Below are 13,476 nucleotides of genomic sequence, written 5' to 3'. Positions count from 1 at the left end.
ACGCAGCGTGATTGATTCAGGCGGTGGCGAGTCCACCGAAGACGGAGTTCTGACACAGAGCTTCTTGAATCAGGTGGGGTCACGCATCCGCCTTCTGCGCACCGGTCGCGACATGACGGTGCAGCAGTTGGCAGACCAGGCCCAGGTCAGCAGGCGACTGCTGACGCAGATCGAACATGGGCAGGCCAACCCGAGTCTCGTGGCGGTCACGCGGATCGCGCGCAGTCTCGGAACGGACTTCACCGAGTTGCTGAGCGACACGGTCCCGGGTGAGGCGGCCATCGAGAAGATTCCGGCGGACGAGCACCTTCTGGTGTGGACGTCGCCGGCGGGAAGCACGGCGCACCTGCTCGTGTCGACACCGGGTGTGCGTGCAGCGGACCTGTGGTCATGGGTGCTCGTGCCGGGCGACAGTTACGGCGGCATGCCCGACGCGCAGGGGTCGTTCGAGTTGTTCCACGTGACGTCGGGTGAGCTGACTCTGACGGCGGATGACGAGGTCGCCACCATCGCGGCCGGAGAGTCCGCGCGTCTACGCAGTGACCGGGCGTACCGGTACGTCAACAACGGATCGGTGCCGACGGAGTTTCTCAGAACCGTCGCGTTGGCGAGATAGCAAGTTTTCGAAGCGGCGGGGTAGGTGACAATGAAGTCACCTGCCCCGCCGTTTTCGTGCGTTCTGTGCTGGGCATGGAACCGTCCCATGTCCCGCCGCGTCCGAAGAAGTAGGCCTTTTCCGGACGATGGGTGTGGTGGTGGACGTAGATCCAGGGATCTTGCGACGGTTTGCCTCGGTGACGCGGGACGTGAGCGAAGCGTTGCGCAGTATCGACGTCGTCGGCGCGTACTGGTCCGCGCAGAGCGCGCTACCTGGCACAGACTTGCCTGGGTTGTGCACCGAAGCATCTGGAGTTTCCGGATCCGCTCTGCGCGGGATGTCGCAGCGGATGGACGCGCTCGCTGGGTCTGCTCGGGGATCGGCCGAGGACTACCGCATGACCGAGGACGAGTTCGCGGCCAGACTTCGTGCGATGAGCAGCGCCGAGTGAGCGGCTCGATTGCTGAGGTCCGTGCCTGGAACCCGACGTTCCTGCTCGACGCGGCAGACGGCCTGAAGCGGGTGCAGAGGTCCATTCGGAGTGAGCGCGACAACGTCGTGTCCGAGCAGAATGTGCTGGCGGAATCGTGGCATGGGGATGCTGCTGTCGCCGCTGCCGAGCGAGTCGTGTGGGAGGCGTCGACACTTGCCTCACTCGCCGATGAACTGAGCCGGATCGGTGAGAAGTTCGAGGTTGGCTTCGAGTTGGTCAATGCGGCTCGGTCGAACCTGCTGGATCTTGTCGACGACTTGCTCGACCGCGGATTCGACGTCGACGACACCGGGTCGGTGACCGCTGACCGCGTGACTGCGTCGTTGCGCGAGATCGCCGGTCCGCTCGCCGAGGATGCGGTCCTTGCGCTACAGATTCGAACCCAAGAAGCCACCGTCGCGGTCGCGACGGCGTTGAGGAAGGCAGACGATGCGGCCAGGGGAGTGTGCGAGGTCTTCAGGTCACAGGTCTCGACCCTGCGCGAGCTTTCGGTCCGAACGGTGGGCGGGACCGTTGTCGAGAACGAAAGTGGCGGGTTCTCGTGGAAGCCTGACGTGCCTGCACTGGTCGCGGGCACGGTGATCAGCGGAATGGCTGAAGCGACAGGCGAGGGTCTGAGGACTGCTGCCGCATCTGCTGCGGATGATCTCGTGTACGGCATCGGTCGGAGGCTTGGACCTGCAGGTGCGGTGCTCGGAACCATCCCTGCCATCGCGAACGACATCGAAGGCGGGATGGACCCGACGAAGGCGATTGTCACGGAAAGTGCGGGGACGCTGGCGAGTATCGCGGCCGCGGCGGGCGCGGGTGCCGTGATGGGGTCACTCGTCCCCGGTGCGGGAACTGCCGTGGGTCTGGTCGTGGGATTAGCGGCGGGTGCCGGCGCGGCATATTTCTTCCCGAAGTTCGGTCAATACCTGTGGAGGTAGCAGGATGAGCGGTCCGATCCCGAACTCTGAATCATCTGCCGGAGTGGCGATTTGGCGTGAAACTTGGCCGCAACGGCTCAACCTGCTGTGGTTGGCCATGTCGGTCTTCATGGCTTTTTGGGGAGTCGTCGCGTTCGTATTCGCATTGTCGGGTGATGCGGGCAGCGTGGCTGGGTCGATCGGCGCGGCCGGTGGGGGCGCAATGATCCTCGTATGCTTGTGGATCGGCGTGCAGATGGCGGGCTTCAGGTGGGTTCGGCTGTCCCGTCGTGTAACTACCTGTGTCCGTGACGAATACGGATCCGGGGTACGGGTTGGCCCAGGCGCGCTGGGGGTGAATCTGATCACGGTCATGATGCTGGGCTGCGCCGTCTTCTTCACCTGTGTGCTACTCGTATGGCATTGGGGCTACGAATCGCTCCTGCCGGAGTCGCGGGTAGGTGTTCACCATTACGTCATCTCGGCGTTCTTCGCGGTAGTCACTATTGGTTTGGTGCCGCTTCTCTCGATGCTTCGTTCGACGTTGGGTCTTGAGCTGTATTCGGAGGTTGTGGTCAGGACAACCAAGCGCTCTCTATTTGCTCGGACTGCCGGCGACATCGTGTTGTCCTGGGCATCCATCCTCGACGTCGCTGACGAGGTAAAGCTCATTCACCACAAAATGGGGACCACGAAGACGCCGTTGATCCGCTTGATGACGCACAGCTCTGTCCCGCAAGAAGGGCGCTTTCGTTGGGACACAGATGATTACGTCGAACTACCAGTGGGTGCGATGGCTGTCGAGCCGAACGCACTGCTGTCCGTGCTCCGCGAGATGCATCAGAGTGAAGCACGCCGTCGAGAGTTGTTGTCACTCAGCCCGAGAACGTTGTTCTCACCGCCGCCGCTGCGCAAACGCCTGTGGGGTCCTAAGGGATGAACGTGCGACCCGTGCACGGTCGATCGCTACCGATCGGTAACACCAGCGCCCGTTTCGGTCCGTAGACGCCAGAGAAGGAGAACACTCGACTTCATAGCCGATCGCTTAGGAGGAGTCGAGATGGTGACCACTCAGAAGTCGAACGTAACGGAAGAGCAGTCGAGAGCTCTCGCCGAGGAGTCGCGAACCGAAGGGTGGGACAAACCCTCGTTCTGCAAAGAACTGTTCCTCGGACGGTTCCAGCTCGACCTGGTCCATCCTTATCCGAAACCGACACCCGAGGACGCCGAGAAGGGCGACCGCTTCCTGAAAAAGCTGGCCGCGTACTGCGACACGGTGGACGGCTCGGTGATCGAGCGAGAGGAACGCATCCCCGACGAGTACGTCAAGGGCTTCGCAGAACTCGGGTGCTTCGGCCTCAAGATCTCCGAAGACTACGGCGGAGTCGGTCTCTCCCAGGTCGCCTACAACAAGGCATTGATGCTGATCAGCTCGGTGCACGCCTCCCTCGGCGCGCTCATGTCGGCCCACCAGTCGATCGACGTGCCCGAGCCGCTCAAGCTTGCAGGCACGGCGGAGCAGAAAGCGAAGTTCCTACCGCGCTGCGCGAAGGGCGCGATCTCGGCGTTCCTGCTCACGGAACCGGACGTCGGATCCGATCCTGCGCGCATGGCAAGCGCAGCGGTCCCGATCGAGGGCGGCGACGCGTACGAACTCGACGGCGTGAAGCTGTGGACGACGAATGGCGTCGTCGCGGAGTTGTTGGTGGTGATGGCTCGCGTGCCCAAGAGTGAGGGGCATCGCGGCGGGATTTCGGCATTCGTCGTCGAGGCCACCTCGCCTGGCATCACCGTCGAGCGGCGCAATAGGTTCATGGGCCTCCGCGGAATCGAGAACGGCGTCACTCGCATGCACAAGGTGCGCGTGCCGAAGGAGAACCTGATCGGCCGTGAAGGCGACGGCCTGAAGATCGCGCTGACCACGCTGAACGCCGGCCGTCTGGCAATCCCTGCCATGTGCTCGGCAGCAGGCAAGCTCAGCCAGAAGATCGCACGTGAATGGTCTGCAGAACGCGTGCAGTGGGGCCGACCGGTGGGCAAGCACGCGGCAGTCGAAAGCAAATTGTCGTTCATCGCGGCAACCAACTACGCGCTCGAAGCTGTCCTGGATCTGTCCGGGCAGATGGCCGACGAGGGTCGCAACGACATCAGGATCGAGGCGGCGCTCGCGAAGCTGTGGTCGAGCGAGATGGCATGGGTCGTCGCCGACGAGTTGGTGCAGATCCGAGGTGGGCGCGGCTACGAGACGGCCGATTCGCTCAGAGCTCGCGGCGAGCGGGCTGTCCCCGTCGAGCAGCTCCTGCGTGACATGCGGATCAACCGAATCTTCGAGGGATCGAGCGAAATCATGCGGTTGCTCGTCGCGCGCGAGGCGTCCGACGCGCATCTCGTTGCGGCCGGCGATCTGGTGAACCCGAAGGCCGATCTGAACACGAAGGCGAAGGCCGCGGGCAAGGCCGGCAAGTTCTACGCCAAGTGGATGCCGCAGCTCGTCGCGGGCAAGGGGCAGCTTCCGACGTCGTACAGCGAGTTCGGTTCGCTGGCAACGCATGTGCGCTTCGTCGAGCGTAGTTCGCGCAAACTGGCCCGTTCGATGCTGTACGGGATGGCGCGGTGGCAGGCGAAGCTGGAGTATCGGCAAGGATTCCTCGGTCGCATCGTGGATATCGGGGCAGAGTTGTTCGCGATGTCCGCGGTGATCGTTCGCGCGGAGAGCCAGCGGGCCGACGACGCCAGCCAGGGCGAAGCCTCGTACGCCCTGGCGGCGGCGTTCTGTGAGCAGGCGACGCTGCGTGTGGAGAAGTTGTTCGGTGCACTGTGGCAGAACACCGACGACACCGATCACCACATTGCGTCCGGTCTGCTCGACGGCGAGTACACCTGGATGGAAGCAGGTGTGCTCGACCAAAGTGAGGGCACCGGGCCGTGGATCTCGCATTGGCAGCCCGGTGCCTCGACGGAGGACAACGTGTGGAACCCGTTCTCCGTCTCCACTCCCGTCGGAGATGGACGTGGCTAGCGTGTCTTCGGCACGGCGGAATAGCTCTCGCGCCGAGCCGGGGCCTTTGCGGGAACCCGTCCGAGGACCAGGATGACGATCAGAGCCGCGAAGACAGGAATGCAGGCAAGCAACACGATCGTGCTGGTCGATGTGCCGAGGCCGATAAGCGCACCTCCGACAATGGGGCCGACCACCGAACCGAGACGTCCCATCGACGATGCCCACCCGACTCCGGTAGCGGCGGTCTGCTGCGGGTAGATGGACACGGCAACCGCAGCTTGTCCGATCATGCCCGCCTGCAGACCGAGCCCGACACCACCGAAGACGAGTAGCAGCAAAGCTTTGTCCGGTCCCAAGAATGCGGAGATGCCGAGAAAAGCGATAGCGGCGACGGTTGTTCCGGCCAAGACCGACGTCATCCGAAACTTCAGTACGCCAAGCATCAGTACGCCCGCGCCGATGATGCTGCCGACGCCCAGAGCAGCTGAACCGAGTGGCGCAAGCCCGGTGCTGAAGCCGTAGCTCGTGAGCAGAGTCGGTAGCCACGACGAAAATATGTAGAACACAGAGAACACGAGAAACGCGAACGCCCACAACAAGATCGTTCGGGTACGGACGTCAGCGTCGAACAAACGGGCAACCGATGCGCCGTGTTTGGCGTCGACGGCAGGAATATCACCGAGCGTCTCGCGCTCGTCGGGTAGCCCGATCCAGAGAAACGGCATCAAGATCGCGGACGCGACGGCACCGACGATGAACACGGACGGCCATCCGAAGTTGCTCACCAGTTGGCTGCCGGCGACGCCTGCGATGAGCGCACCGAGCGAGATTCCCATGGTCACGAACACCGCGATCGACTGGCGAAACCGTGCAGGGTTGAGCGCGGTCGCCTGGGCGACTGCGGCAGGCATGACAGCGCCGAGTCCGAGTCCGGTGATGAAGCGCAACGTCGTCAGTTCCACGATGGAGTCTGCCCACGCCGTCAGCAGTGAACCGACGGTGAACACGGCGACGGCGACGAGGACGACGCGTCGACACCCGAACCGAGCCACGAGCCGCCCGACGGCGATGTAACCGATCGCGACACCGAGGCTCGTCAACGCGAGAGCCGGTGTGAAGTGGGACGCCGATTCGTCCCAGTCCCGTGCGAGCGAGGGGATCGACAGCCCCAATGCGATGGTGTCGTACCCGTCGAGGACCACGGCGATGAAGGCCAGTGCCAGCACTGGCCAATTGGGCCGGGTGATCTCGATGGTGCGGTTGCTTGTCATAGTCGGTCCGCTCATTATGCGTCCTGGTGTGTCGGTTCGGCAGGGAGGTTGGAGGATTCGACGACGGTGCGACGGTCGTCGGACTCGCGCGTGAGGCGTGCGCGGACGGGGAGGAAGTCGTAGGTGGGATGGACGTCCGTGGTGAAGCTTCCCCAGGCTCGGCGTTCGAGTTCTACGTTCACCGATGCCAGACGATGGGCGGGCAACCGCAGCGTCACGATCTGTCCGACGCCCATGGCCACCACCCAGGACACGATCTCGCAGCTGTCGGGCGGAAATCCGTGCCACCAGTCGGCGTCGTCGAGTCGCGTCTGTAGTTGCTCGAGGTTCTGCTGCTGATCGTGGCGAAGGAAGATCGTCAGCATGAGCGTGTTGTCGGGGGACGTCACGCGTTCGCTTTCGCGAGTTGTTCGGCCTGGGCGACGGCGTCGGCGCGGTACATCCGTCGAATGCGCGAGACACCGAGGTCGTGCTGGTACAGGTGCTCTTCGTGGTCCGCGTCGGACGCCAGCACCTCCAGGACCGTCCGGTCCTGCTCCAGAACCTGCCAGTGCTTCTCCTCGAGCACGGTGCGATACAGGAACCGCCACGACTCCCTCTCCCACCCGCTGACGCGTCGGGTGCGCCAGTGGAAGACGACGGAATTCTCGGCATCGACGGGCGTGCTCATCCCCACGATGCCGAAGACGCCGCCCGGGCCGGCGCCCGGTCCGTAGGGAATCTCGAGGTCGACGAAGTCCATCGATCCGCGGACGAACTCGACCCAGTCGAAGTTGACGCCACGTTGGTCGGTCTTCTCGAAGAAGAAGCCGCGGTCCGTTTCGCGGATGCGGAAGCGTGCCGACACGTCGCCGCCGAACATCGAATGCGAGTTGCGATGCAGGAATGCTCCGTGCATCGGATCGAGGACGTTGTCCATGTAGAAGCGCCATGGTCCGGCCCACTCGGCGTAGTTCGGGAACCAGGACACCTCGGGGTCGGCCAGTCGGTCGGGGAGTACGAAGGGCGTAGGAACCGAGTCCGCGGTCAGAGGAATGAACGCGAAGATGGTGTCCGCCGCCTCGACGACCTCCAAAGAGACTGTGGCGCGCCGACCTTCGAGGGCACACCCCGGCATGCCCGGGACCGAAACGACGGTTCCGGTTCCGTCGACCTGAACGCCGTGGTACAGGCACGCAATGCGGTCGCCGAGGTGTTGGCCCACCGACAACGGTGCGCTGCGGTGCGGGCACCGGTCCTCGAGCATGCGGACGGTGCCCTGAGCGTCCCGAAACAACACCCAGTCGACGTTCAGTCGTCGAACGGGCACCATCGCGCCGGGTTCGACCATGTGGGACGGCAGAATCGGGTACCAGCGATCCCGGATCCCGGTGGCGGCGATGTCAGCAGCATCGAGGTGACGACGGGTGCCGACGGCATAGGTCGGGCCCGATCGACGGCCGGTTGCACGAACTTCGGTGGTGGTCATGTCAATTCCCCAATCTGCGCATCTCGGCGCGAAAGTTCTCGGCAGTCCACGGACCGCCGTCCGGCCCGTGCAGACCGAGGTCGTTCAGACCGTCTACGACGCCGTCGAGCGTCTCGACGCCGCCGGAGTAGATCTCGGTCAGTGACCCGGCGAGCTTGGCTTCGTAGGGTGTGATCGGTTGAGGGTGAGTCTGATTGCTGTCCAGGTACTGCTCGCGGGCCGTGCGAGTGTTCATTCGAGTGCTCCTTCGGCGAGGGGAGTGGGCGGTGCCAGGGCTGTACCGGCGCGACGTGCGAGGCCCTCGGCGATGGTGACGAACGACGCGGTCCATTCGCGGAACGACTCTCGGTTGCCGGTGTGGACAGGGTGGGTGCAGTCGTCGATGACGACGAACACCGCATTGTCGATCGCGCCGGAAAGGCGTTGCGGCACAGTCAAGTCGGTCGACGAATCAGGTGCCGACGCGATGACGAGTGTCGGCACTGCCACGGCGGCGAGCTGGTCGGCCAGTGCGTCGACGTCGATCTGCGGGTCGGCCAGTACCAGGCTGAGCACTGTGGTCGGGTAGTTCAGTGCGAGTTCGACGGCGGGCGATGCGTCCGCTTTCGCAGCGAACACGTGGGTCGGCGTTCCGGCGGTGACGGCTATCTGTGCGTCGTCGTCCCACCACCGGATGGCTGCGGTCGTGGTCATCGGCCTGCGTCCTGTGGGATGTGCACCGGTGGTACGAACGGGCCCGGTGTCGGTTCGATCGAGGCGACGTCGACCTCGATGATGCTGGGGCCGTTGCGCGCGATCGCCTCCGCGAGTGCGTCGGCGAACGCTTCCGCTTTCTGGATCAATCGATGCGGAATGTCCATCGACGCTGCCAGAAGATCGAAACGCGGCGTGTGCAAATCGACGCCAGCACGACGGAACCCGTTCTTCTCCTGCATGTTTCGAAGCACGCCGTAGCCGCCGTCGTTGAAGACGATGACGATCGCGTGCGCGTGGGATCCCGCCAACGACGCGAGTTCTCCCAGGTGAACCGCGAGACCGCCGTCGCCGACCATGACCAGGGTGGGTACTTCGGGGCGCCCGTGCGCAGCGCCGATCCCCATCGCGAGGCCTTGGCCGATCCCGCCGCCGAGGGGGAAGACGTTGGTGGCGCGCTCGACGATCGGGAGCAGTCGGTTGCCCCATTGGCTCGACGGGATGGTCACGTCGCGAACGATGGGTGATTCAGCAGGAAGCTGCGTCCGAATGGCGGTGCAGATCTCGGAATAGCCGCCGATGTAATCGTTCAGCTCGGCGCGGACGCTGTCGCGTACCTCGGTCACGGCCCCGGCCCATCCATCGCTCTCAGCGACCGTCTCGCTGAGAGCCGTGAGAACAGATCGAGCATCGCCGACGATGCCGACTTCAGCGGGATAGACCCGGCCGATCGTCGACGGTTCGATGTCGATCTGAATCATGCGCGTCGGTAGCGGAAGGTGGTACGAGGCAGTCTCGTTCGACCGGAAGTGGGTGCCGACCGCGACAAGCAGATCGCAGTCGGCGAGCAGTGCGCGTCCCTGAGGGGTGGTAGCGAAGTTGCCGATCACCAACGGGTCGTTCTCGCTGACGATTCCGCGGCCGGAGTTGCTGGTGAGGATCCCGGCCCCGATCCGGTGCGCGAGTTCGCGCACGAGTTCACCGGTGCCTGCAGCACCGCCGCCCAACCAGAACATCGGCCTCACCGAGGCGTTCAGCAGATCCGCGGCGCGGTCGAGTGCGGCGGAATCGAGTTTCGCTGTTCTCGGTTCGAGGACGTCGAACGGTCGCTGATTCTCCGGTGTCGCCAGGTACTGCAGGTCGGAGGGCCATTCGATGCTGGCCGGGCCGTACGGTGCGGTCGTGATGTGGCCAATGGCTCTTTCGATTTCCACGACAACGTCTTTGGTGTCGCAGATGGTGGAACTGTGCTTGGACACGGCGCCCAGCAACTGCGGTTGTTTCGGAAACTCGTGAATGACACCGCGGCTCGGTGACGGCCGGTCCGGCGCCAGGAACTCGCTTTCGATCTGGCCGGTGATGTGCAGGACCCGACTCCCGGCAGTCAGCGCCTCGACCATCGAACCCGCCGCGTTGCCCGCTCCTGTCCCTGTGCTCGTCAATGCGACGCCGATGCGCCCCGTCGTACGTGCATACGCGTCGGCAGCGTTGACGGCGGCGGCTTCGTGACGCATCTCGACGAACTCGAGATCACGGTCGACGGCTTCGACGAGCGGAAGATTGTGAATGCTGATGACACCGAACGCTGTTCCGATGCCATGACGTTTCATGACGTCGACCAGCACGTCACCGCCGGTTCGACGATCGGTTAATTCTGGTTTCATGGTTACTCCTAGGCTGGACGGTCGGTCAGACGTAGCGATGGACACCGCCACCGACGTCGAGCGATGCGCCGGTGATGTAGCTGCTGCGCGGGGACAACAGCGTGGTGATGGGGAAGGCCAGTTCCTCGGCGGTACCGAACCTGCCGAGACCGATTCCGCGATCGGCGGCGATCTCGCCGCTCCATTCCGGGAACGACCGATCGGTGTCGCTGTCGGCATGTCGGCGTTGCCACTGACCCGTGTCGATCAGCCCCAGTAACACCGAATTGACTCGAATGTGTTCTGCCGACAGGTCGTTGGCGATCGACCGTGTCAGGTTGAGCAAGGCCGCTCGTGCGGCGGCGGTGACCGCGAGGCGCGATTCGGGTTGGCGCGACAGGATCGCGTTGACGACGACGATCGAGCCGGCATCCGACGACGCCAGAGCCTTCCGGCTGGCGCGTACGACGTTCAGTGCGCCGAAGATCTTGAGGTCGAATTCGGCTCGGATCTCGTCGTCGGAGGTCTCGTCGAGTGTGCTCATCAGCGAGCGGCCTGCGTTGCAGACCACGCCGTCGAGCCCGCCGAGCTGGGCCACCGCGTCGTCGACGAATCGTTCGACGGACGCTCGCTGCGTGACGTCGCACGACGCTGTCACCACGTCCGTGGTGTCGGCCAACCCCTCGGTGGCCGCTCTCAGGCGCTTCTCGTCGCGAGCACACAGAGCGAGACGAGCGCCCTCGTTCGCAAGCATCGTCGCGGTGGCGAGTCCGATCCCCGAGCTCGCGCCCGTGATCAGGATTCTTCGGCCCTTCAACTGCAAATCCATGGTGAGCTCCTCAGCGAAAGATGAAGCCGCCGTCGACGACGATGGTCTGGCCGGTGACGAAGGCAGCGTCGTCGGACAGCAGGAATCGCACGACGCCTGCGACGTCGTCCGGGGTCTGCTCGCGGTTCAGTGCGCGCCCCTCGGTGTACGTCCGGTATCGGGCATCGGGAACCGATTCGGTTGCTTCGATCCGAACCAGGCCTGGCGCAACGGCATTGACGCGGACGCCATGTGCGCCGGCGTCGCGTGCCATCGATCGCGTCATGCCGATGACCGCGGCCTTGGAGCTGACGTAGTGCACCAGGCGCGGTGAGCCGTACATCGCGACGTCGGACGCAATGTTGACGACGGATCCGGTCGATTCGAGCAGCGCCGGCCACAGGTACTTCGTGACTGCCCACGTGCCGCGAATGTTGACCGAGGTGACGCGGTCGAATTCGTCGTCGGCGAGTTCGTAGAAGGTCTTGCCTCCGACGCCGTCGGCGATAGCGGCGTTGTTGACGAGCCCGACGACGCGCTCGGTTCGCATCCGATCCGCGAGGGCGCGGACGGAGTCGCTGTCACCGATGTCGGTGACGACGGCGTCGGCGTCGTAACCGTTCCTGCGCAGTGCTTCTGCGGTGGCGTAGGCGGTGTCTGCGTTTCGTTCGGCGATGACCACTCGGTTGCCGTCGGCGCACAGGCGTTCGGCAATGCACCGGCCGAGTCCGCGCCCGCCGCCGGTGACGACGACCGTGCCGGTCATGAGAGACGCTCCAGAAAGTCGACGACCAGTGACGCTACGGCCGCGGGCTGTTCCTGGATGGCCACGTGGCCCGCACCGGGGATCAGGTGAAAACTGGCGTCGGGTATGCGGTCCGCAAGGAGACGGGATTCCGGGACGCCGGTGGCCGCGTCGTATTCGCCGACGACGACCATTGTCGGACATGCGATCTGATGCAGGCGGGGTCCATGGTCGGTAGCGGCCATGAATTCGGCTGCTGCCCCGAATCCCTCGGGGCGTAGTCGAGCCATGGACTGTCGAACCGATTCCGCGACAGCGGGATCGGATCCCGGGGCGACGAGCATCGGAGCCCGTTCTACCGCGACGGCGTCGGAACCGCGTGTGCGCATGTCTCGGGCGCGGTCGCGCATCGCCGCGGCCTTCGCCGATGTCGTTCCGCTGCCACGGGTGCTGTCCGCGATGACGAGTCCGGCCACCCGATCTGGACGAGCCACAGCAGCGCTCAGGGCGAGAACTCCACCCCACGACGTGCCGAGCAGCACGAGGGGGCGGTGGGGGGAGACGGCGTCGGCGACCGTGAAGATGTCGGCGACGAAGTCGTGATCGGGGCCTGTGGGTTCGGCAGACCGACCGTAGCCGGCCGCGTCGAGGGACCAGGCATGGATGCCTGCGTCGGCCAACTCGGACGCGAGCCGAGTGCACGAACGTGCCGAGCCGCCGATGCCGTGCAACAGCAGGACCGTCGGCGTCGCGGCGGGCATGCGGGACGGCCGATGTTCGACGAGGTGCAGCCCGTCCACGAACATCGTGCGCTCCGTCAGCAGTTCGGTCACGACGCACCGACGAGGTCGTGGGTGGGGATGAAATAGTCGGGATGATCCGACTGGAACTGGGCCCGTGCGCCGAGGTCGGGGATACCGGCCATCGCGGCCCGCACAGTGGCGGTCGGCGGGCCTGCGGTACCCCACTGGTCCGAGAGTTCGGGTGTGCGACGCCAGGTTCGACACAGCCAGGCGTCCTCGTCGATCTGAGCTACCTCGGAGGTGTATTCGCAGACCAGACCGGCCGGATCGGTGAAGTATGAAAACGTGTTGTCGCCCGGCCCGTGACGGCCCGGGCCCCACTGCGGCGCAATGCCGTGGGCGCGCAGGCTCCCGATGCCGCGCATGAAGTGATCGATGGTCGGCATCTCGTACGCGATGTGGTTGACCGACGCCCACGACGCCTGATTCAGCGCGATGACGTGGTGATCGGAGTTGCACCGCAGGAACGTCATCTGTCGCTCGGACCAGTCGGAGATCCGCATTCCGAGCACCTGCGTGTAGAACGCGGCGGTGCGTTCGATATCGATCGTGTTGAGTACGACGTGCGCGATCTTGCGGGGGATTGCGCGTCGACCTGCCGAGTCCTGCGCCGGCACGGCGTTCGTGTCTGCGGACAGTTCGACGATTCGCCCTTCGGGGTCGACGAGCCGCAGCCCGTAGCCCCCGCCGGCATGGTCGAGCACACCTGGCTCACGTAAGATCGGGACGCCGATCCGGTGGAGTGCTCGGGCTGCGTCGTCGACCTCCCTGGGAGTTGCGACGGCAAAACTGATTCGCTGCAACGCATTCGCGGTGCCTCGCTGCAGATCGAGTACATGGTGATCGGTGCCGGTGGCCCGTAGCCAGAATCGATCGCCGTCTTCGTCGACGGTCGTCAGCCCCCACACCTCGTGATAGAAGTCGCGGGACGCCTGGGGATTCGGCACGGTCAGTCCCACGGAACGGAGACTGCGGAGTGTGCAGACGGGTCGGTCGGTGAGCAGCGGTTGCCGGTGTGTCGGTACGCGGTCGACGAGCATGGGTC

General features: G+C 64.7%; 15 protein-coding genes. 5 read left to right on the top strand and 10 right to left on the bottom strand.

The annotated features are described in order from the left end of the window. The first annotated feature begins 7 nt into the window (after positions 1-7). The 5 genes from DK926_RS13145 (at position 8) to DK926_RS13125 (ending at position 5,018) form a co-directional block, all read left to right on the top strand. A complete protein-coding gene (locus DK926_RS13145; protein ID WP_165839573.1) occupies positions 8-616 on the top strand; it encodes a cupin domain-containing protein in 609 nt (202 codons plus the stop codon). Between the two features lie 178 nt (positions 617-794). Beyond that, on the top strand, positions 795-1,049 hold the full coding sequence (locus DK926_RS13140; RefSeq protein WP_125833405.1) for a hypothetical protein: 255 nt from the start codon (positions 795-797) through the stop codon (positions 1,047-1,049). Next, positions 1,046-2,020 (top strand): hypothetical protein, encoded by a 975-nt coding sequence (locus tag DK926_RS13135; protein WP_114330769.1) that lies wholly within the window; start codon positions 1,046-1,048, stop codon positions 2,018-2,020. Before DK926_RS13140 ends, DK926_RS13135 begins: the two co-directional genes overlap by 4 nt. Before the next feature lie 4 nt (positions 2,021-2,024). Next, entirely contained in the window at positions 2,025-2,939 is a 915-nt protein-coding gene (locus DK926_RS13130) for a hypothetical protein (protein WP_125833404.1), read from the top strand. Between the two features lie 120 nt (positions 2,940-3,059). Continuing rightward, positions 3,060-5,018 carry an acyl-CoA dehydrogenase family protein gene (locus DK926_RS13125; RefSeq protein WP_114330767.1) on the top strand — a complete coding sequence of 653 codons (1,959 nt, stop codon included), beginning with the start codon at positions 3,060-3,062 and terminating at the stop codon, positions 5,016-5,018. Here DK926_RS13125 and DK926_RS13120 read toward each other — a convergent pair. Genes DK926_RS13120 through DK926_RS13075 form a run of 10 tightly spaced genes read right to left on the bottom strand, consistent with a single transcriptional unit; the run spans position 5,015 to position 13,471 of the window. After that, positions 5,015-6,286, bottom strand: a complete 1,272-nt coding sequence (locus tag DK926_RS13120; RefSeq protein ID WP_114330766.1) for an MFS transporter — start codon at positions 6,284-6,286, stop codon at positions 5,015-5,017. The two genes, DK926_RS13125 and DK926_RS13120, sit on opposite strands and share 4 nt — an antisense overlap. After that, entirely contained in the window at positions 6,286-6,636 is a 351-nt protein-coding gene (locus DK926_RS13115) for a hypothetical protein (RefSeq protein ID WP_114330863.1), read from the bottom strand. The genes DK926_RS13120 and DK926_RS13115 overlap by 1 nt, the downstream gene beginning before the upstream one ends. A gap of 20 nt (positions 6,637-6,656) precedes the next feature. Next, the gene (locus DK926_RS13110) at positions 6,657-7,739 is read right to left on the bottom strand and encodes a Rieske 2Fe-2S domain-containing protein (RefSeq protein ID WP_114330765.1); all 1,083 of its coding nucleotides are present in this window, start codon (positions 7,737-7,739) and stop codon (positions 6,657-6,659) included. Between the two features lies 1 nt (position 7,740). Beyond that, positions 7,741-7,974: a recombinase-like helix-turn-helix domain-containing protein gene (locus DK926_RS13105; protein WP_114330764.1), complete on the bottom strand. Its 234-nt coding sequence runs from the start codon at positions 7,972-7,974 to the stop codon at positions 7,741-7,743. Continuing rightward, positions 7,971-8,432 (bottom strand): alpha/beta hydrolase, encoded by a 462-nt coding sequence (locus DK926_RS13100; RefSeq protein WP_114330763.1) that lies wholly within the window; start codon positions 8,430-8,432, stop codon positions 7,971-7,973. The genes DK926_RS13105 and DK926_RS13100 overlap by 4 nt, the downstream gene beginning before the upstream one ends. Further along, complete coding sequence (locus DK926_RS13095; RefSeq protein WP_114330762.1) at positions 8,429-10,096, bottom strand: thiamine pyrophosphate-binding protein; 1,668 nt, start codon at positions 10,094-10,096, stop codon at positions 8,429-8,431. The genes DK926_RS13100 and DK926_RS13095 overlap by 4 nt, the downstream gene beginning before the upstream one ends. 25 nt (positions 10,097-10,121) lie before the next feature. Then, positions 10,122-10,904 carry an SDR family oxidoreductase gene (locus tag DK926_RS13090; protein ID WP_114330761.1) on the bottom strand — a complete coding sequence of 261 codons (783 nt, stop codon included), beginning with the start codon at positions 10,902-10,904 and terminating at the stop codon, positions 10,122-10,124. Positions 10,905-10,914: 10 nt separating this feature from the next. Then, the gene (locus DK926_RS13085; protein WP_114330760.1) at positions 10,915-11,649 is read right to left on the bottom strand and encodes an SDR family oxidoreductase; all 735 of its coding nucleotides are present in this window, start codon (positions 11,647-11,649) and stop codon (positions 10,915-10,917) included. Then, positions 11,646-12,461 carry an alpha/beta fold hydrolase gene (locus tag DK926_RS13080; RefSeq protein ID WP_243636788.1) on the bottom strand — a complete coding sequence of 272 codons (816 nt, stop codon included), beginning with the start codon at positions 12,459-12,461 and terminating at the stop codon, positions 11,646-11,648. Before DK926_RS13080 ends, DK926_RS13085 begins: the two co-directional genes overlap by 4 nt. Then, positions 12,458-13,471: a VOC family protein gene (locus DK926_RS13075; protein ID WP_114330759.1), complete on the bottom strand. Its 1,014-nt coding sequence runs from the start codon at positions 13,469-13,471 to the stop codon at positions 12,458-12,460. The genes DK926_RS13080 and DK926_RS13075 overlap by 4 nt, the downstream gene beginning before the upstream one ends. Positions 13,472-13,476: the final 5 nt, after the last annotated feature.

The organism is Rhodococcus sp. Eu-32 (genome assembly GCF_003336925.1).
GTDB classification, from domain to species: domain Bacteria; phylum Actinomycetota; class Actinomycetes; order Mycobacteriales; family Mycobacteriaceae; genus Rhodococcoides; species Rhodococcoides kyotonensis_B.
Note: the sequence above shows the minus strand (reverse complement) of the source record. Positions and strands in the feature narration are given on the sequence as shown.